Origin of the sequence: Bacteroides ndongoniae (assembly GCF_900108345.1) — a bacterium.
Taxonomy (GTDB): Bacteria; Bacteroidota; Bacteroidia; order Bacteroidales; family Bacteroidaceae; genus Bacteroides; species Bacteroides ndongoniae.
The window spans coordinates 485,258-505,667 of sequence record NZ_FNVV01000014.1 but is presented as its reverse complement, the minus strand read 5'-3'; the positions used below and the strand labels follow the sequence as shown (position 1 = coordinate 505,667).

At 45.9% G+C, this 20,410-nt stretch carries 17 protein-coding genes; 5 read left to right on the top strand and 12 right to left on the bottom strand.

The features are described from left to right. Positions 1-2: 2 nt before the first annotated feature. Positions 3-1,715, top strand: coding sequence for a M56 family metallopeptidase (locus BQ5591_RS13050; RefSeq protein ID WP_071149686.1), 1,713 nt, complete (start codon positions 3-5; stop codon positions 1,713-1,715). A 26-nt stretch (positions 1,716-1,741) separates the two neighbouring features. Here the strand turns inward: BQ5591_RS13050 and BQ5591_RS13045 are convergent, their stop codons facing one another. The 5 genes from BQ5591_RS13045 to map form a co-directional block, all read right to left on the bottom strand. Continuing rightward, a complete protein-coding gene (locus tag BQ5591_RS13045) occupies positions 1,742-3,061 on the bottom strand; it encodes a nucleobase:cation symporter-2 family protein (RefSeq protein ID WP_071149685.1) in 1,320 nt (439 codons plus the stop codon). A 27-nt stretch (positions 3,062-3,088) separates the two neighbouring features. Then, positions 3,089-3,655 (bottom strand): xanthine phosphoribosyltransferase, encoded by a 567-nt coding sequence (gene xpt / locus BQ5591_RS13040; RefSeq protein WP_071149684.1) that lies wholly within the window; start codon positions 3,653-3,655, stop codon positions 3,089-3,091. Between the two features lie 51 nt (positions 3,656-3,706). Then, positions 3,707-5,206, bottom strand: coding sequence for a DNA recombination protein RmuC (gene rmuC / locus BQ5591_RS13035; RefSeq protein WP_071150715.1), 1,500 nt, complete (start codon positions 5,204-5,206; stop codon positions 3,707-3,709). A gap of 32 nt (positions 5,207-5,238) precedes the next feature. After that, entirely contained in the window at positions 5,239-6,135 is an 897-nt protein-coding gene (locus BQ5591_RS13030) for a hypothetical protein (protein ID WP_083380978.1), read from the bottom strand. 69 nt (positions 6,136-6,204) lie between these two features. Further along, positions 6,205-7,059: a type I methionyl aminopeptidase gene (gene map, locus BQ5591_RS13025; protein WP_071149682.1), complete on the bottom strand. Its 855-nt coding sequence runs from the start codon at positions 7,057-7,059 to the stop codon at positions 6,205-6,207. Between the two features lie 211 nt (positions 7,060-7,270). Between map and araJ the strand changes: the two genes are divergently transcribed. After that, complete coding sequence (gene araJ / locus BQ5591_RS13020) at positions 7,271-8,413, top strand: MFS transporter AraJ (protein ID WP_071149681.1); 1,143 nt, start codon at positions 7,271-7,273, stop codon at positions 8,411-8,413. A 182-nt stretch (positions 8,414-8,595) separates the two neighbouring features. On the opposite strand, the gene BQ5591_RS13015 is transcribed toward araJ, so the two are convergent. Beyond that, positions 8,596-10,233 carry a WG repeat-containing protein gene (locus BQ5591_RS13015; protein WP_071149680.1) on the bottom strand — a complete coding sequence of 546 codons (1,638 nt, stop codon included), beginning with the start codon at positions 10,231-10,233 and terminating at the stop codon, positions 8,596-8,598. Between the two features lie 312 nt (positions 10,234-10,545). On the opposite strand from BQ5591_RS13015, the gene BQ5591_RS13010 reads away from it, so the two are divergent. Together BQ5591_RS13010 and BQ5591_RS13005 are read left to right on the top strand one after the other, a co-directional pair. Then, on the top strand, positions 10,546-10,956 hold the full coding sequence (locus BQ5591_RS13010) for a hypothetical protein (protein ID WP_071149679.1): 411 nt from the start codon (positions 10,546-10,548) through the stop codon (positions 10,954-10,956). A 9-nt stretch (positions 10,957-10,965) separates the two neighbouring features. Next, positions 10,966-11,376, top strand: coding sequence for a hypothetical protein (locus BQ5591_RS13005; RefSeq protein WP_071150714.1), 411 nt, complete (start codon positions 10,966-10,968; stop codon positions 11,374-11,376). A 224-nt stretch (positions 11,377-11,600) separates the two neighbouring features. Here the strand turns inward: BQ5591_RS13005 and BQ5591_RS13000 are convergent, their stop codons facing one another. After that, positions 11,601-12,509 carry an RluA family pseudouridine synthase gene (locus BQ5591_RS13000; RefSeq protein WP_071149678.1) on the bottom strand — a complete coding sequence of 303 codons (909 nt, stop codon included), beginning with the start codon at positions 12,507-12,509 and terminating at the stop codon, positions 11,601-11,603. A gap of 39 nt (positions 12,510-12,548) precedes the next feature. Continuing rightward, positions 12,549-13,970 carry a 23S rRNA (uracil(1939)-C(5))-methyltransferase RlmD gene (gene rlmD / locus BQ5591_RS12995; RefSeq protein WP_071149677.1) on the bottom strand — a complete coding sequence of 474 codons (1,422 nt, stop codon included), beginning with the start codon at positions 13,968-13,970 and terminating at the stop codon, positions 12,549-12,551. Between the two features lie 206 nt (positions 13,971-14,176). Here rlmD and ppdK point away from each other — a divergent pair, with 206 nt between their 5' ends. Further along, positions 14,177-16,900, top strand: a complete 2,724-nt coding sequence (gene ppdK / locus BQ5591_RS12990; RefSeq protein ID WP_071150713.1) for a pyruvate, phosphate dikinase — start codon at positions 14,177-14,179, stop codon at positions 16,898-16,900. A 77-nt stretch (positions 16,901-16,977) separates the two neighbouring features. Here ppdK and BQ5591_RS21690 read toward each other — a convergent pair whose 3' ends face one another. The 4 genes from BQ5591_RS21690 to BQ5591_RS12970 form a co-directional block, all read right to left on the bottom strand. Continuing rightward, positions 16,978-17,514, bottom strand: a complete 537-nt coding sequence (locus BQ5591_RS21690) for a DNA/RNA helicase domain-containing protein (RefSeq protein WP_071149676.1) — start codon at positions 17,512-17,514, stop codon at positions 16,978-16,980. Between the two features lie 8 nt (positions 17,515-17,522). Next, positions 17,523-18,437 (bottom strand): DNA/RNA helicase domain-containing protein, encoded by a 915-nt coding sequence (locus BQ5591_RS21685; protein WP_205410640.1) that lies wholly within the window; start codon positions 18,435-18,437, stop codon positions 17,523-17,525. A 504-nt stretch (positions 18,438-18,941) separates the two neighbouring features. Then, a complete protein-coding gene (locus tag BQ5591_RS12975) occupies positions 18,942-19,550 on the bottom strand; it encodes a thiamine phosphate synthase (RefSeq protein WP_071149674.1) in 609 nt (202 codons plus the stop codon). Positions 19,551-19,706: 156 nt separating this feature from the next. After that, entirely contained in the window at positions 19,707-20,324 is a 618-nt protein-coding gene (locus tag BQ5591_RS12970; RefSeq protein ID WP_071149673.1) for a superoxide dismutase, read from the bottom strand. Positions 20,325-20,410: the final 86 nt, after the last annotated feature.

Sequence of the window (20,410 nt, the reverse complement as noted above, 5' to 3'; positions counted from 1 at the left end):
CTATGGGAGCTTTTCTGTTCTATCTGTTCAAGTCGACGCTTTGCCTGACCACGCTATATTTCGTGTTCAGGCTATGTTTCCGCAGCGACACCCTGTTCCGCACCAACCGTCTGCTGCTGTTGGGCGGCACGTTGTGTTGCCTGCTGTTGCCATTCGTGCAACTCAGCATTCCGCAAGCCAGCCTGTGGCAAAAGCCCATGACAACGGTCGAAACACTGTTGACAGCCCCTTCCTCGGCATCGCCATCCATACGCCTGCATGCAGAGGGCACAGAAGCGGAACAGCCGCTTCCGCCGACAGCAACCGTCTCCGCACCGGCAACTGCCGCTCCTGCTGCATTCAGCGCCCTACGCCTGATTACATGGGCATATACGGGTGGGGTTCTGCTGACATTGGCTTTCTTTCTGCTGTCGATGCTACGGATGCGCCAGTTGTTCTGCTGCTATCCGTCCGAAAGACAGCAGGGCTTCCGCCTGATTGTCTGTCCGCTGAAAAAAGGTTCTTTCAGCTGGGGCCGTACAATCGTTCTTTCGCAAGAAGACTATCGGAACAACCGCGAGGCGATATTGCTGCACGAACAGATGCACCTGCACTATCATCACACGGCCGATCTGCTGTGGATGCAGGCCATCATCGTCCTCCACTGGTTCAATCCTGCCGCCTGGCTGCTGATGCGTGAGCTTCGCGAAGTGCACGAGTTCGAAGCAGACAACGGCGTGCTGCTACATGGCATCGATGCTACTCAATATCAACTGTTGCTCGTGAAAAAATCCGTCGGCACAAGGCTCTACTCTATGGCCAGCGGCTTTGGACACAGCAAGCTAAAACAACGTATCAATATGATGTTAAAGAAAAGAACCAATCGACTGGCACGACTGAAGCTGTTGCTCTTCGTGCCCGTGGTGTCGGGGACGCTCTATGCGTTTGCCCGGCCCGAAGTGAAGAATGCGGTAGAACAGATGGTGAAACCGCCCGTCGGCACACAGTCGCAGGACACTGTCCGACTGGACGAGCGCGAGCTGCTGGAGCAGTATTTTGCACGGAAGTTCAAGGAAGGGGGCGGTACTGTTGCTCCTGAATCTGGAAAAGCAGCACACCGGCTGTTGGTCAACTTGCGCAATCAGGTTATGATAGACCAGGAAGGAACGCCGACTGATTGTGCAGACTTCATCCGCAAGCATCTGACCGAGGTACTACGAAAAGACTATCAGCAGGCTAAACAGTCGGGGCAACCGTTCCGGTCCAGTTTGGAGATAATCTACGACCGTGGCTCTTCGGCCGAAGCCATGCGCCTGTATCTGTACACAGTCAAGGAAGTTTATCGCCAACTACGTCAGGAAGCAGCCTCCGAACTGGGCACTACAGACGAAGCGGTGCTGGACAAGGCATTCCCCATCCTGGTTACTTTTGCACAACCGAAAAAGTTCAGAAAAACAGATGCTGCCGAAAAGCTTCCAATGAAGATAACCCTGATAGCTCCCGACGGTCCGAGCAAGACGTTGAGCAACTTCACATTGGACGAACTGCGCAACGAAGTGGAAGACTTCCGAAGCAAACATGGGGAGACAACCGTGTCGTTGAAAGTAGAACGGGACGTACCGATGGGTATGGTGATGGATGTGAAAGGAATCCTCCGGCAAGCGTATGTCACCCGGCTGAACTATTCGTCTGCCAAGGCCTCTTCCACTGTTGAAGAAACGGTGAAGAAACCTTGACCGACAGGCTGATACGGATGATAGGATTACTCCTTAATCCGTATCAAGGCATTCGCCACGATGGCGGTCAGTCCGCCCGTGGTGATGCCTGAAGCAAAGATATTACGCAAGGTATCGGGCAGCTGGCAAAGAATCTCCGGAACCAGTTCCACACTCAATCCCAACGAGAAACTGACCGCAATGACCAGCGTAGTCTTGCGGTTCATCTCCTGCGAAGCAATGATGCGGATGCCGGCAGCCGCCACGGTGCCGAACATCAGCAGCGTAGCACCGCCCAATACCGGTTCGGGCATCAGCGAGAACACCAGCCCTACTGCCGGAAACAGCCCAAGCAGAATAAGGAGTCCGGCAATGTAATAGCCCACATAACGGCTGGCTACTCCCGTCAGCTGAATCATGCCGTTGTTTTGCGCGAATACCGAATTGGGGAAAGCACAAAGCATACCCGAGATCATCGAATTGAAGCCGTCGGCAAAGATACCGCCCGAAGCACGACGGATAAACACTTCACCTTCAACCGGCTCGCCGGATATCATCGAATTGGCCGTAATATCGCCATAGGCTTCGATGGCTGTAATCACAAAAATCAGTGCCAATGCCAATACAGCCGACAGACTGATGTCGAGTCCGAAACGGAAAGGGTGGGGAATGGTAACCCCTCCGAAACTCTGTACCGAGCTGAAGTCGATCATCCCCATCAGCCAGGCTACTACATAACCTGTGGCTAGTCCGATGACGATAGAACTCATACGCAGGTACCGGTTGCTGCTGCGGTTGAAGAACAGAATCAGCACCAACACCAAAGCTGCCAGCCCCACGTAGCGCAAACTACCGAAGCTGCCGTCGGCCTGAGCCGCCGCACCGCCACCACAAGCCGTAATACCTACCTTGATAAGACTCATACCAATCAGTGTAACGACGATGCCCGATACGAGCGGAGTGATGATTTTACGTGTATACTTCAGCAGCCGGCTGATAATCATTTCGACCGAAGCAGCAGCCATACACGAGCCGAACACCAACGCCAAGCCACCGGTAGTACCAGCAGCTATAATGGGGCCAATGAACGAAAAACTGGTACCCTGTATGCAGAGCAATCCCGTACCGATAAAACCGAAACGCCGGCACTGTACAAAAGTAGCGATGCCCGAAGCAATGAGCGCCATCGAAACCAGATAACCGGTCGTTTCCGTATCCAGCTTCAGCGCACCCGAAATAATGAGCGGCGGAGTAATGATAGCCACAAAAATAGCCAGCAGATGCTGCAACGCAGCAAAAAAGGCTTCACGCAAAGGTGGACGGTCGTTCAGGCCATAGATAAGCCCGTTCTTGTTTTTCTCTTCCATTACCAATGACAAAGAACGATGACAGGTTTATCTGATTTTAATCTCACAGTTGTCCAGACTCTCGATAATAGCCAGACTCTCTACATGAATGCCTGCCGCACGCAGCTCGTCGCCTCCATGCTGGAAAGCCTTTTCGATGATGAATCCCATACCTGTCAGTTCGGCTCCCGCCTGCTGAACCAGGTCGAGAATACCTTTGGCTGCATTACCGTTGGCCAGAAAATCGTCGATAAACAGCACTTTGTCGCCGGGGCAAAGAAAATCGCGACTGACACAGACATCGTATGTACGTTGTTTGGTAAACGAAAAAACTGAAGTAGTCAGCATATTCTCCATCGTACTGGGCTTTTTCTTTTTTGCAAAGACTACAGGCAATTCGAGCAGATAGCCAACCATGATTGCCGGAGCAATTCCACTAGCTTCAACTGTGATGACTTTATTGATCGGGGTAGATGCAAAGCGTCGTACAAATTCTACACCGATACTTTTCATCAGGATAGGATCCATCTGATGATTGATGAAGTTATCTACTTTCAATATTCCTCCGGGGAAACAGCGTCCGTCACGAAGGATGCGGTCTTTCAAGGCTTTCATTGTTCTTGTCTATTGTTTTTTAGTTGATTATACGATTTTGTAAAACAGATGCTATAAGCGGTCTATTGTTTCAGGTGTATCAGCTCCGGTATCCTCTGTCTGGTCTTCTTCACGGGGCAGAAGACGGGGGGAGATGCGTTTCTTGGGCGTCAGGCTCATGCCACGCAGTTGTTCGGCTTGGCGTACCACACTACCGGCACCATCAGAAAGCTGGTTCAGCGCCTTGTCGTAATCTTTCTGCAAGCTACCCAAACGGTCGCCGATGCTTAGGAAAGTATCGGTAAAGCCCGCAATCTTTTCGTAGAGCGACGTGCCGCGCTTGATGATGGCCTGCACATTCTTCACCTGATTCTCACGCTTCCACAGGTCGAGCGACAGACGCAAGGCACTGATCAGGTTGGTAGGGCTCATCAGCACCACTTTCTTGTTGTAGGCATACTCCCACAGATTGGCATCACTCTGCACAGCCAGCAGGTAAGCTCCTTCCGTCGGGATGAACATCATGACGAAGTCGGGAGCTTTGACGTCGTAGTGCGAATAATCCTTCCGACTCAATTCGTCAATGTGTGTACGGACTGACTGGAGGTGCGCTTTCAGGCAACGGGCCTGTTCTTCCTTGTCTTCGGCAGCCGTATAGGCAGCATAGGCTGAAAGGGAAACTTTGGAGTCGATAATCATCTCGCGGTCGTCGGGATAGCGGACGATGATGTCAGGTTGCATACGCTGGCCGCTTTCATCGTTGGTCAGAACTTCGCCGCGTTCGTCTCGCAGAAATTCCTGACGGACATAATGCTCGCCTTCGATAAGGCCTGATGCCTGCAACAGTCGCTCCAAAATGACTTCTCCCCAGTTACCTTGCATCTTCGAGTCACCTTTCAGGGCACGGGTCAGATTGTTGGCCTCTTCACTCAGGCGGTTGTTCAGTTCTACCAGATCCTTGATGCGTTCGCTCAGCGAGAAGCGTTCTTTGGCTTCGGTATTGTACACCTGCTCCACCTTTTCACGGAAATCCTTCAGATTCTCGCCCAAGGGACGGAGCAGATTTCCGATGTGCTCGGCATTCAACCGCTTAAAGTCGTCGGCCTTGCTTTGGAAGATGCGGTTGGACAAAGCTTCGAATTCGGCATTCATCCGACGATGCAACGCCTCGGCTTCTTCTTTTTGTTCGGCCAGCCGTTTCTCCAACTGCTGACGCTGTTCGGCCAAGCGTTCGGCAAACTGCTGTTCGCGGTTGTTGTTCTGTTCGTTGAACAAGCGTTCCTGCTCGGCCAGACGGTTGGCAAAAAGGCGTTCTTGTTCGGTCAGGCGTTCGCCAAACTGTTTTTCCTGTGCAGCCAGCCGTTCGGCGTTCTGCTGGCCGATGGCTTTCAGACGTTCTTCGGCAATCGCCTTCTCGCGTTCGATGCGTTCGTCGGTCGTTCGGTTCAGCAAGTCTTCACGCTGCTGTGCGGCCTCAAGCTGTGCTTTCAAGGCAGAGGCTTTACGCCCTGCAATCAGCATTCCGACACCTGTTCCGACGCCCAGCCCTATAATCAGTAATACGATTTCCATAATATGCGACAGTATATCGTTTATAAAGCCAATCAATGACGGTTAGCCTGTGGTTGCAAGGCTTGCCGCATCTTCTCAATCAGTTCGGGAGTTTCGGTAACAGGCTTACGAGTCAGCAGAAATGCGAAGTTTTCGGCCAATATCTCTTCAGGATTGATGATGTAGTCGGTATTCCTTCCTACCTGTTCAAAGAAGTTCTCCGCATCCTTTATCCCGTATACCACCGTTTTTCCGTCTTTCTGCTCCGCCTTATCGTTCTTCAGAGGCATCAGGCCAATCGTCAGATAATTGAAGAAGCTGCCTCCTTCGTATGGTTTGTTGGCATAAATCAGCATTGCACAGGGGCGTTCTTCTCCTTTGACACGAAAACGGGCATAACTGTCGAAGCGGTTGACGTCGGGATTGGTAATCACTACATCACGCAAATCGGCCGGAACTTCGAATTCTTCAGGCGCAATGCTGAAACCAATCAGCTTGTACATCTTCTCACGAAAATCCGGATTATTGCGTGTCAGCACATGAAACAGTTCGTGAGCCAGCAGATAACTTGCCTGTTGGGGCTTCATACGGGATATCTGTTCTTCCACTACGATGTAGTCCATACGGGTATATCCGCCTGCACCGCCTTCTTCGGCCATGGTTGTTTTCAGTATCCTGATTTCCTGCGGAAGAGACAGCGACAGGTTCAATGCCTTGATATGACTGTTCAGCGTGTCGGCCGCTTCCTGCATCCGTTGTTTGTCTTCCTCGCTCCAGTCGCGTGCCTGATCGGCAATGAAGCGTATCAGTTCCTGCCGGGTACCGCCTTTTCGGCCCAATCGGGCTTCGTAATCGAAACGGCTCCACTGACGGGTGGTAGCGTCTTCCTGCGAAAGCAACGTACGAGCCTGTTCAGCATCGATGTAGTGCAATTTGATCTGTGCGCACATATCCGTTGCACAAAGACTGAGAGATAGAAGTGCTGTCGTTAGAAATCTTTTCATGCGAAGTGTTCCTCCTTATTCAGTCAACACTTCGTTTCCATCCTCCGTAATCAGAATCATACTTTCCCACTGGGCCGAAGGCAGACCGTCGTCGGTACATACCGTCCATCCGTCGGCTTCGTCGATAAAGACCTCGTAACTGCCCATGTTGATCATCGGCTCAATGGTAAACGTCATGCCTGGTACAATGAGCATACCGGTTCCGCGACGTCCGAAGTGCTCTACATCCGGTTCTTCGTGAAACTTGATGCCTACACCGTGTCCGCACAGGTCGCGCACCACACTGTATCCGTTTTTCTCGGCATGCTCCTGTATGGCTGCTCCTACATCACCCAGACGAGCCCAGGGCTGCGCCGTCTGTACACCTATGTCGCGGCACTCCTTAGTCACCTGAACCAAGCGTTTCATTTCCGGGCTGACTTCACCAATCAGATACATGCGCGAAGCGTCCGAGTAATATCCCTTATAAATAGTAGAGACATCCACATTGACAATATCGCCGCTTTTCAAGAACTCCTTCGTGCTGGGTATGCCGTGACACACCACATCGTTGATGCTGACGCATACGCTTTTGGGAAAGCCTTCGTACATGAAAGGTGCAGGGATGGCATCATGATCGGTCGTAAAGCAATAGACCATGTGATCGATTTCGGCAGTGGACATGCCTTCACGAATATTCTCGGAAATGTAGTCGAGTAGGGCGGTATTGATTTTGGCACTTTCGCGAATACCGGCCAATTGTTCTTCGGTACGCAGCATGTGACGTTGGGGCAATCTGTAGCCTTCCCGTTTATAATGTTGGATCTTAGCTTCTACTTCGTCGGAATAATTTTTAGGAGTAAACCGGGCTCCTTTGATCAGTTTTTTCATTGTGCGTAGTTTTTTATGATGCAAAGGTACATAATTTTGCAAATAGTTATTGCGCACTCTGCCTGCAAATCGCTCCTTTCATTTTATAAATTCAGAATGGCGTGTGTACTCGGCAAATTATTTTTTTGACATAAAGCATTCGCTGTTAGCAAACAAAACTGTACTTTTGCGCCCCGAAAAAAGATTGCAGGTAAATAACAGGATTTAGAAAATGAAGAAAAGTCTGATAGCTTTGGCTTTTGGCACGTTGGGATTAGGCATCGCAGAGTTTACCATGATGGGAATTCTGCCTTATGTAGCCCAGGATTTAGGTATCAGTATTCCGATGGCAGGACATTTTATTTCGGCATATGCCTTGGGGGTGTGCTGTGGTGCTCCGATGTTGCTTCTGGCACGTAAAAGGCCACTGAAACAAACGTTGATGGTCTTGGTTTCGCTAATGATTATAGGTAACCTCTGCGCATCGGCGGCTCCCAACTATTGGGTACTGATGGCCGGTCGATTTATCTCGGGCCTGCCGCATGGAGCTTATTTCGGAGTGGCCTCTATCGTAGCCGGGAAACTGGCCGATGAAGGAAAAGGTTCGGAAGCCGTGTCCATTATGATTGCAGGCATGACTGTTGCCAATCTGTTTGGTGTGCCGCTGGGCACTTCGCTGAGCCACACCATTTCGTGGCGCGTCACTTTCCTGTTGGTTGCATGTTGGGGACTGATTACCTTATATTATATATATCGCTGGGTTCCCCGTGTTGAAGGGTTGAAAGATACCGGCTTCAAGGGACAGTTCCGCTTCCTGAAAACGCCTGCTCCCTGGCTGATACTCGGAGCTACGGCACTTGGCAATGGCGGTGTATTCTGCTGGTACAGTTATGTCAATCCGATGCTGACCGAAGTAGCCGGTTTCCGGACGGAAAGTATGACTGCTCTGATGGTACTGGCCGGCTTTGGCATGGTGGTGGGTAACTTAGTGAGCGGACGCATGTCCGACCGCTATACACCCGGCAAGGTAGGTACCGTGGTTCAGGCCATGATCTGCGTGGTTCTGTTGCTGATATTCTTCCTTTCGCCCAATCCGTGGTGTGCAGCCATACTCATGACGCTGTGTACGGCCGGTTTGTTCGCCGTCTCCAGTCCCGAACAGGTACTGATTATCCGTGTAGCTCCCGGAGGCGAGATGCTGGGAGGTGCCTGTGTGCAGATAGCGTTCAACCTGGGCAATGCCATCGGTGCTTACGTAGGTGGTCTGGCCGTCAGTGGCGGTTACCGTTATCCTGCCTTGTTCGGAGTTCCTTTTGCGTTTGTAGGCTTTCTGTGCTTCCTGACTTTTTATAAAAAGTATCAGCAGAGGTATTAAGTTGCTTCCATTCCTTTTTGCTGAATAATATCCAAAGATGAATGATAAAATAAATTCTCAATCATTGGGGATTATTGCCTAGTTTAGTATCGAAGGTTGCCTACATTCGACCTGAACGCTTTAATCAATTATTCGGTATAAACTCTATTAAGTATTTATTTAATTTCAAAATATTCATAAATTCACTCATTTAATATTTTGCCATTCGTATCTATATAATACCAGTCGGGACTATCCCAGTAATGTTTTTCATCTTTAGAATCGGGAGAGGATTTACTTTTTCCTGAAAATGTAACCTTTGCCTTGCCATTCTCAAAAGGAAAGGCAAATTTGAATTGGGGCTTTAGAACTACATTCCCTAAAGAATCAGCGAAACCGATCAGTCCGTTTTTGTCCATTATGCGAAACAGGCCTTCCCGAATTTTATCCGGTCCATTGTCATACTGGAATACATAATACAGTTCTTTGCCCTGACTGTCCAGGCAGACAATCCGAGCGTCTTGTTTGTTTTCGTATGCGAAAACTAAATTTTTGACGCGATTTATTTGACAGAATTTATACTTGCCGTATGGCACAATGGTATCGCCCCGTTCATTCAAAAAGCATACGGGGACACCTGTTTCAAGATCTTTCTCAAATGTATGGGCAATCAGCTTGCCTTTTGTCTTCCTGAAAAAAACGTTCATGGTCCATTTGGACTCCATGTATTTGTTTTTGCCATAAAAACTGATGGCAGGTGTCCACCGCGGCATACCTTTGATAATATCCATTACTTGCGCGTCCCACTCCTGTATGCCACAACTCCGGAAAACATTTACTTCGGACACTTCTCCATACGAATTTATTTTTGCATTATAAAACCCTCTTACCTGTTCTTTATTACCCAACAACTTTGGGTCATACACAAGCCTTTCCTCTATATAATCTTGTATTGCAACAGGATTTCCGTCCCGGAAACGAGAAGGTGATTCCCATTCCACAAAGCAATGTTTCTGTTCTTCTTTCCAAATACTGTCTTTTCTTACTCGGTCTCTATAGTGTTGTGGCAGAAATGGGACATATACCGTAAATAGACATTCCATCCGCTTCCCATTCTTGTCCCGACATGGTAGGCAGTGGGGAAGTTCTTTGGTCAATCTGATGACTTCCTTGTCGAAGTCTTTATGTTTGGTTGTCAAAATATTGATAGCACGTGGCAATCCCAAAGTATCAATGGAAAACATCACTACGGAATAACCTGCTATATTCTTTTTCAGTAACTCTTCCGGGTATTTCATTTGGGAAACATAGTATTTTGTCAGATCATAATTCCACCCTGCCCATCGAGGAGGTTCTATTGCAGATAAATCTTTAACAGGTTCTCCGGTTATCTTTGCCACACCCTTGTTCCAAATATCCTCTTTGCGCCAGATACTGTCCAGCCGTTCTTCGTTCTTACGCTGTCCTTCAATACTGTTGTCTGTTACACATTTGACAGAACCAACACCAATCGTCAAGCTGTCCGGCAAATACTGAAAAACCAAAGTGCTATCTGTAAGTTCTTGAATGATATACTTTTTCCTTGACTCAAAAACCTTAATTGTATCTCCACATAAAGAATAAGAATAAAATATTTCTGTTTTCTTCTCATCATATAGAAAAGTCTTTTTCCATCCTGCATCACGAAATTCCATCTCCATAGCATATTGCTTGCCCTTGGGTAGTTGTACATTCCAGATTTTATTTTCCAGCAATGCGGATATGTCTGTATAATCGCTGTTTTGTGCGGCAAGTTCACTGATAACGACTAATGAAAACAATATGAGCAGAAGCTTTTTCATAATCTTTCATCTTGATGATACTCAAAGATACGGAAAAGAAATAACCTAACCAATTGTTGGACTATTCCTTTCTCATTAAGTTTAAGCAAATTAACTCATTCTTTTCTGCTTAGGACAGTATTATCGATTAGGAACCATTCTTTTACTCTAATCTGCTTTAGAATGCTTCTATACGACTAACCTGGCTACAATGTTTTTCCTCTAACTCTTTAATTCTCAAAATATGTTACATTAATCTATAACAATTCTGCAAATATTCCAGAGTTTTTTTGTAAGTTTGCCCAAACTATAAACCTTTAATTGTAGATAAAGATGAAAACAATGAATTACGTAAAAATATGTATGCTGTGTGTGTTTACTCTGCTTTTAACAGCTTGCGGCAAGGATGACAACGACAACAGCATGGATGCCCGACTGTGCCGGACGTGGATAGAGGAGTATACGGAAGATAACATAACCTATACGCATCAGCTCATTTTTACACAGGCCGGATACTCCGGTCAGGAACTGAAAAAGAAATATGACCATACCACAAGTACGGCCAATACAGAAACACGCGATTTCACCTGGAAGTGGAAAGACAGCTCGATGGAGTGCCTTGTATTGAGCTACGGAGCAGGCGAAATCAAGTATCTGGAGAATGTATGGATACGCGAACACTACCTGAATGGGAAACTGGGTGGTGAATGGATTATGATGACAGATGCAAACTACATGAAATAAATGCTTTATATGAAAACTGCCGTTCAATATTTCAGACTGTGCATCATGTGCATGTCGCTGCTATTGCTGGCGTCGTGTGCACAAGATGATGAAACGATTTTTGATTCTGTAACGGGGTATACGTGGGTAGGGGACCTCGGATTTACAGACGAGTTTGGAGAGCCTCTGGAGAGTGGACTTTATTTTGACTACAGTGGCTTTGGCACAGACGATCAGTGCTATTACGATGATCCGAGCGGCATTATTGTCTGTTCGTTGCCTTTCCGATGGAAAATAGAAGACGGAATATTGTCTTTGGATTACGGCAATCAGTATCCTCTGCTGGAAATACGTGATGTCTATGTGACATGGGAAAAGATTACCGGTACCTTGTACGTAGACGGTTATGTAGAAAGAGGTGTTACCTTATATAAATACTGATTGCATAAGGGGGATGGTAATACTTACCATTCAGCAGATACATTTTAGGCACGGATTACACGAATAAGCGCAGAAGAAAAATCTGCCAGTCTTCGTGTAATTCGTGCCTAACTGTTTAAAAGCAGTGCAACAGGCTTTGCACTCGCAGTGCAATAGTTAGTGCACTCACTGTGCAATACCTACTGCACTCATAGTGCAACAGTTACTGCACTCGTTCCAGCCAGTTACTTTTTTAGGAACAGCTTCTTGAAGTCGGCCGGGTAGGGAGTTTCGAACTCCATTTCCTCGCCTGTAACAGGATGATAGAAACAAAGCTTGAATGCGTGCAGAGCTAATCGTCCGATAGGATTCAAATCTTCCAGGCCATACCGTCCGTCACCGATAATGGGATGTCCGAGGTCCTGCATGTGGACACGGATCTGATTCTTTCGTCCGGTCTCCAAGTTCAATTCGAGCAACGAAAAATTATTGGCCCGCTTAATCGTGCGATAATGGGTAATGGCTTCCTGTCCGCCGTCGTCCGTCGGACTTGAGTAAACGTACAGCTTCCGGTCTGTCAACCACGAACGTACCGTTCCGGCATTCTGCTCCATATCGCCGGCCACTACAGCTACGTAGCGACGGTCGAATACAATCTTGTGCCAGTTGTCGCGCAGTGTGTGCTGCGTCTTCTCATCCTTGGCAAACATCATCAGGCCCGAAGTGTCACGGTCCAGCCGATGCACAATGTATACCCGATTCTGTCTGCCCGAGCGCTTCACGTATTCGTTCAATATGGTATAAGCCGTCCGTTCCTTCTGACGTTCGGTGTTGACCGAGAGCAATCCCTGCATCTTTTCAATAACGATCAGATAAGCATCCTCGTATACGATTTTCACCAGCTTGTTGTGGAATTCTTTTTTCCCTTTATCGCGGCTGATCTGAACCTTCATGCCCGGCTTCAGCGGGAAATTGTACTGGGTTGTAATGACACTGTCCACATACACCACCCGCTTGCTTAACAGCGTTTTCAGTTTGGTCCGGCTGGCCTGAGGCATTTTGGCTGCCAGAAATTCCATCAGTTCGGCAGGTTCGTTCACTCGATAGTCGGTATACTGCGTACGGGCTCTGGCTACTAATTTTTCTTTTGTCACGGCTGATTGACTTTTTTAGGTTTATTGAAAAGAAATTTCTCACTTTCTGCGCTCCAGCAGCACCACATTCTCTACATGATGCGTATGCGGGAACATATCTACCGGCTGAATGGCTTTCACTTCGTAATCAACGTCGAGCAATTGCAGGTCGCGTGCCTGTGTCGCCGGGTTGCAGCTGACGTAGACAATACGCTCGGGCTTGGCAAACAGGATAACGTTGATGACATCCGGATGCATACCTGCGCGGGGTGGGTCGGTGATGATGACGTCGGGACGTCCGTACTGATTGATAAAGTCCTGAGTCAGCATGTCCTTCATATCACCTGCAAAGAACAGTGTATTATCGATTCCGTTGATTTCGGAATTGGTCTTGGCATCCTCGATAGCTTCGGGAACGTATTCAATACCAATCACCTGACGGGCCTGGCGTGAAACGAAGTTTGCAATAGTACCGGTACCCGTATAGAGGTCGTAAACAAGTTCGTTACCGGTCAGTTGAGCAAAGTTGCGTGCTACTTTATACAGATTGTACGCCTGTTCGGAATTGGTCTGATAAAACGACTTGGGACCCACCTTAAAGCGCAAGCCTTCCATTTCTTCGTAAATATGGTCGTTACCTTTGAACGTATATACGTCGAGATCGGTAATCGTATCGTTGCACTTATTATTAATAATGTATAGAAGCGACGTTATTTCGGGGAACGTGTCGGCTACGTATTGCAGCAGCTGTCTGAAACGTTCCATTTCTTCCTCCTGCTCAATCTTGCATACCACGATTACCATCAGTTCGCCGGTGGTAGACGTACGTATAATCAGGTTGCGCAACATGCCTTCGTGCGTACGCAGGTTGATAAAAGAATAGTTATGCTCGTAGGCATAATCGCGTATCGCATTGCGGATGCGGTTGGATATGTCGTCCTGCAACCAGCACTTTTCAATGGCCAGCACCTTGTCGAAAGCATTGGGGATATGGAATCCGACCGCATTCATCTGTTCGTAGACAACATTCTGCTGCACTTCTTCCGAAGTAAGCCACCGTTTGTTGGAGAACGTATATTCCAGCTTGTTCCGATAGAACATTGTTTTCTCGGAACCCAATATAGGGGATACTTCCGGCAACTTGATTTTACCGATCCGTGTCAGGTTGTCGGTCACCTGTTTCTGCTTATACTTGATCTGTTCGGAATAGGGAAGTATCTGCCACTTGCAACCGCCGCATACGCCATAATGCTGGCAGAACGGGACTGCCCTGACCGGCGAATAAACATGGAACTTTACCGCCTCGGCTTCTGCATAATGATGCTTCTTACGTTTAATCTGCAGGTCTACAACGTCGCCAGGCACTACATAAGGAACAAATACAACCAGGTCGTCGACTCTTGCAATGGCTTTTCCTTCGGCAGCCACATCTGTAATTTCTACCTTTTCCAATAAAGGCAGTTCTTTTCTCTTTCTTGCCACTTTTACTCCATTCTAATAAATTCGTCGACAAAAATAGATATTTTTTCTGGAATAATCTCTATGAACTGAAATATTAAATATTGCAATGTCGAAATTGCATTTTGATAGAAGTTTTTTGTAGAAAAAGTTTTCTAATATGTAAAATATCCTTAGATTTGCGAACAGAAAATGATAAGAACACAATCAAAAACTTTAAATTTTTTATTATGGACAAAAAAAGAGTTTATACCTTTGGTAATGGTCAGGCAGAAGGAAAAGCCGACATGCGTAACCTTTTGGGTGGCAAAGGCGCCAATCTTGCCGAAATGAATTTAATAGGCGTTCCGGTTCCTCCTGGTTTCACAATCACAACAGAAGTTTGTACCGAATACTATGAGATGGGCCAGGAAAAGATTGTAGCTTTGCTGAAAGACGAAGTGGAAAAAGCCATTGTACATGTAGAAACTTTAATGCGTTCCAAATTTGGTGATGTAGAAAATCCGTTGTTGGTTTCCGTACGTTCGGGTGCACGCGCTTCAATGCCCGGTATGATGGATACTATTCTGAACCTGGGATTGAACGACGAGGTTGTTGAAGGACTGACTCGCAAGACTGGAAATGCCCGTTTTGCATGGGACTCATACCGTCGTTTTGTTCAGATGTATGGTGACGTTGTACTCGGTATGAAACCGACTAACAAAGATGATATCGACCCATTCGAAGCCATCATTGAAGACGTAAAACATGCGAAGGGTGTAAGACTGGACAATGAACTGGAAGTTGAAGACCTGAAAGAACTGGTAAAAAGATTCAAGGTTGCCGTAAAAGAACGTACCGGAAAAGACTTCCCGACTTGTGCTTACGAACAGCTTTGGGGTGCCATTTGCGCCGTATTCAATTCCTGGATGAACGAACGCGCCATCCTGTACCGTAAGATGGAAGGAATACCCGACGAGTGGGGTACAGCCGTTAGCGTACAGGCCATGGTATTCGGAAATATGGGCGACACATCAGCAACAGGTGTTTGCTTCAGCCGTGATGCCGCTACAGGAGAAGACCTGTTCAACGGTGAATATCTGATTAACGCACAGGGTGAAGACGTTGTTGCCGGTATCCGTACTCCGCAACAGATCACTAAGATCGGTTCGCAACGTTGGGCCGAACTGGCAGGTATCAGCGAAGAAGAACGTGCTTCCAAATATCCTTCTATGGAAGAAGCAATGCCCGAAATCTACAAAGAACTGGATGCACTGCAAACAAAACTGGAAAATCACTATCGTGATATGCAGGATATGGAATTCACAGTTCAGGAAGGCAAATTGTGGTTCCTCCAGACACGTAACGGAAAACGTACCGGTGCAGCAATGGTTAAGATTGCCATGGACTTGCTCCGTCAGGGAATGATTGACGAAAAAACGGCACTGATGCGTTGCGAGCCTAACAAGCTGGATGAATTGCTTCACCCGATATTCGATAAGACTGCCTTGAAGCAAGCCAAAGTGCTGACTCGCGGTCTGCCGGCATCTCCGGGTGCAGCTTGCGGACAAATCGTATTCTTTGCTGATGATGCAGCCGAATGGCGTGCTGCCGGCAAGCGTGTTGTGATGGTACGTATCGAAACTTCTCCTGAAGATTTGGCTGGTATGGCAGTTGCCGAAGGTATCCTGACTGCACGTGGTGGTATGACTTCACACGCAGCCGTTGTAGCTCGTGGTATGGGTAAGTGCTGTGTATCAGGTGCAGGTGCTCTGAACATCGACTACAAAGCCCGTACAGTAGAAGTAGACGGTATTGTTCTGAAAGAAGGTGACTTTATCTCTCTGAACGGTAGTACAGGTGAAGTATATAAAGGCCAGGTTGAAACTAAGGCTGCAGAACTTTCGGGTGACTTTGCCGAACTGATGCAATTGGCTGACAAATATGCCAAACTGAAAGTACGCACCAATGCTGATACTCCGCACGATGCAACCGTAGCCCGCAACTTCGGTGCTGTAGGTATCGGACTTTGCCGTACGGAACATATGTTCTTCGAAGGCGAAAAGATTAAGGCTATGCGTGAAATGATTCTGTCTGAAGACGCTGAAGGACGCCGCAAAGCACTGCAAAAGATTTTGCCGTACCAGCAAGCCGACTTCAAGGGTATCTTCAAGGCAATGGCAGGCTATCCTGTAACAGTTCGTCTGCTCGATCCACCTTTGCACGAATTCGTTCCCCACGATTTGAAGGGACAACAAGATATGGCCGATGCTATGGGTGTAAGTCTGCAATACATCCAACAGCGTGTAGAAGCTCTGTGCGAACACAACCCGATGCTGGGTCACCGCGGTTGCCGTTTGGGTAACACCTATCCGGAAATCACACAGATGCAGACACGTGCTATTCTGGGTGCCGCACTTGAACTGAAGAAAGAAGGCGTAGAAACTCATCCTGAAATCATGGTGCCGCTTACCGGTATCTTGTACGAATTCCAGGAACAGGAAAAAGTAATCCGTTCGGAAGCAGCCAAGTTGTTTGAAGAAATGGGTGACAGCATCGAGTTCAAGGTTGGTACAATGATCGAAGTTCCGCGTGCTGCTTTAACAGCCAACCGCATTGCATCATCTGCCGAGTTCTTCTCATTCGGAACAAACGACTTGACTCAGATGACATTCGGTTACTCACGCGACGATATCGCTTCCTTCCTGCCGGTTTACCTGGAGAAGAAGATTCTGAAAGTAGACCCGTTCCAGGTTCTCGACCAAAACGGTGTTGGTCAGCTTATCCAGATGGCTACAGAAAAAGGCCGTGTAGTTCGTCCCGACCTGAAGTGCGGTATTTGCGGTGAACATGGTGGTGAGCCTTCATCTGTTAAGTTCTGCCACAAAGTTGGTTTGAATTATGTAAGCTGCTCTCCGTTCCGTGTGCCTATTGCACGTTTGGCTGCGGCGCAAGCTGCTATTGAGGAAGCATAAGCAATATAGAATAATATTTGATTTAGGCTGTAACAAACTGTTTATCAGGTGTTACAGCCTATTTTTTAAGAATTAGACTATATTTCTTCCAGACCTATGGATCTAAAATATTTATATGTGCCGTCATAAAACTCAGGAAGTCTTGTCGCGTCTTCAGGAAATCCGCTAGAGATATAATTATGGTTACCCTCCGGAACACAAATAACCATACCAATACGAGCACGTGTTAGTAACACCCGGTAAGCATTCAACATATACTTTCTTCGTTCAAGGCTACTTTCTGTTTTCCCTGTTTCTTCACGCCAAGCAGTCTTTCCATTGAAATTGTAAAACTTCCATTTCATATTATCACATCTCACATCAGCATCCCATAAAACACAAGTATAATCCAATTCCAATCCTTGAACTTGAATTTCTGTTGCCGCATCTTCGAGATAGTTTGATGAACGAACATCATCCCTATCCTCCAAAAACCAATGAACAGCATTTTCATCTCCTTGCTCAAGTATATGAATAGCCAATGGTTTAAAACGCGCTGCAGCTTTGCTGACAAGTACGCCAGCTTTTTGCGAACCTCTTGTTTTACTACGCAACCAAGCCCTAGCTTTGTCCATGTCTCTCGTTAATACAATTGGGTAATGTTTTCTAATTTTCTCATACCACATTGAAGCATCAGGATTGAATGAAAGTAAAGATAAACAGCTCCCTCATCTTCTATAAATTCATTTCCATCCTGATAGGATTGCTTTACTGCCACATCCAAACCAACAAGAGTTTTTCCCGCACCAGGCACACCTGTAACAAAACAGATACTTTTTTGTCTATTATCCCGGCTTTTCCTGATTACACCGAGTATATACTCTATTGTCTTATCTGTTGATACTTTGTCTGCTTCATGTCTTGTAATATCTTCTACGCTATGGTTTTCGTAAAGTTTCTTAGCAGCTTCAATAATGGTTGGCGTTGGAGAATAGGGGCTTATAATCCAATCAGCACCTAGACTTGGATCTTCATTCAGCGCACCTGAATGTATAAAAACATTTGAAATAAGCTGCTGTAATCCAGTAACGCCTGTTACTAATGGATTGTATATAGAATCATCATAGACTGAAGAAACAAAAACATTCGAACTTGTATCTAATTTAGTTGGAACTAAAATAGGAACAATGGTTCTATTCTGACTCAATAGATGAAAGTTTTTCAAATCCAAAGCATAGTCCAAAACCTGTTCGATGTTAGATTGAAGTACATTCTTTTCTCCAATCTTAAATTCAATACAAAAAATCAATCCTCTAAGTAAAAGAACCACATCAATTCGTTTTCCTAATCTAGGAATATCATACTCAAATATCACATACCCATTTTCATCTCTCCACAACAACAAAACATTCTGCATAATTTCTATCTCACTTAACCATGCTTCATTTGTGGTTGTAATAGAGCAACCATGATAATTGCTGATAAATGTTCCTAATAGTGTCTTTGGAGACATCTTACAGAAATCCTGAATAGTAGAATGAAATAGGCAACGTATCATAATGGTCTTAACGGTATTGATTTGAGTTTATTAAAGTATTCGAATTGCAAAAATAATAAATATATCTATTATTTAGATAATCAGAAGTTTAGATATATGTAGCACCATAATTTACCGTCTCTTTACTCATCAGTCTTCCAACAAGCATATCTACATTCGTATAAGGATTGAGTTTAAGAATCGGCGCATCGGTTTTTTAAATATTTTCTGTTCTCAACCAGCATGCATTGATCATACCTTCAAGTAATTTGTCCTTAACCAACGGGAAAGGAGAAACAGATATTTTACTTTTCCATCCAATATCCGTGTTTGCATAAAATATTAAGCTGCGGAATTGTACGCAAAAAAATCCTTGTTGTCACCATAAAACAAGTCACACAGGTCTATAAAAAATAATAACAACCCAGTCTCATCACCTTCGCACACTATTCTTATAATATATTTACTATGACGTTTATTTAAAATCCCCCCCTTCTTTTAACCCATTAATCCACCGATTTCAAATCAATCAGCCATCTCCTTCAAATGCTTGAAGTGCTGTATGACCTTTATATAATCGCGATCAGAGCAAGCATTGAACTTATTCCATAAGTCACCCATAATCACAGCTCCACCAAATCCGAAATCTTTTATTTCCAGAATGTTATCAGGATTAATACCACCAAAAGCCATTACTTTACTATCTATAATCTTTTCCTTTGCAGCCAACCGAAGTTCTTCGGCAGTAAAGGCGGATGCTACATCAGCTTTGGTTATACAATCGAATATAGGACTCAGGAACACATAGTCATAAAAATGTTTCTTGTTTTTCAGTTCTTCGATAGAATGACAGGTACAACTGATATTGCCAGCATAGTCGTGAGGCTCCTGAGGATTGCGTGCATTCAAATGAATACCTGACAAATTAAATTCATTCTGCAAATAGAAATGCTCGTGAGTCACAATGCGCTTATGATATTTTTCAGGAATCAGAGTAAGCAAGCGCTCGGAATACATAGCGGGGGTTGCAGGTTTTCGCAAATGCAGAATATCTAGGCCCTCTTCAAAAAGAGCTGTAATTATTTGATCTTCTTCTACAAAAAATGTAGGTGGTGTTACAACAATAAGTTTCATATTTACTTGTTTGCTGAAATGTTAAGTTTAGCAAAGTTAGCAGATTCTTATCTATCAGACAATCTTTTGCCCCAAGGCATATCAGATATGCCTGTTAATAGAAAACGCACCCGAAGCAGTTGTATGCTAACGGGTGCGCGTTACAGATTAGAAATATCATTTCAGTCTTTTCTCCACAACTTCCCAATCAATGATATCCCACAAAGCTTTCAAATGATCGGCGCGCCGGTTCTGATAGTCCAGATAATAAGCGTGTTCCCAAACATCGAATGTAAGCAAAGGGGGGAGACCTGATCGGAGAGGATTACTGCCATTCGCTTCTTTGGTAATGTGCAGTTTACCCTGTTGGTCGGCGGAAAGCCAAGCCCATCCTGAACCAAAAAGTCCGGTAGCCGCAGCTGTAAATTCTTTCTTGAAATCTTCAAAACTGCCAAAATCCCGGTTTATAGCTTCGGCCAACGGTCCAGTCGGCTCGTGACGTTTAGGAGTTGGAGAGAATTGCAAGAAATAGAATGTGTGATTAAGTACTTGTCCCGCATTGTTAAACACCGGACCATCAGGAGCTGTGGCAACAATCTCTTCGAGGCTTTTCCCCTCGAATTCTGTTCCCGGAACCAAATTATTCAGATTGTTTACATAAGTTTGCAGATGCTTCCCGTAATGGAAGTCGATAGTAGCCTGACTGATTACAGGTTCCAATGCATTGTGTGCATAAGGAAGTGTGGGCATTTCGAACATCATAATAGTTGCTGTTATTAAAGTGGTGAGTATCATATCTAATTATTATTTTAAGGCTTGTCTTCATAAGACCAAAAAACTTAATACAAATATAAGAAAAGCCTTTGTAATAACAACATGAT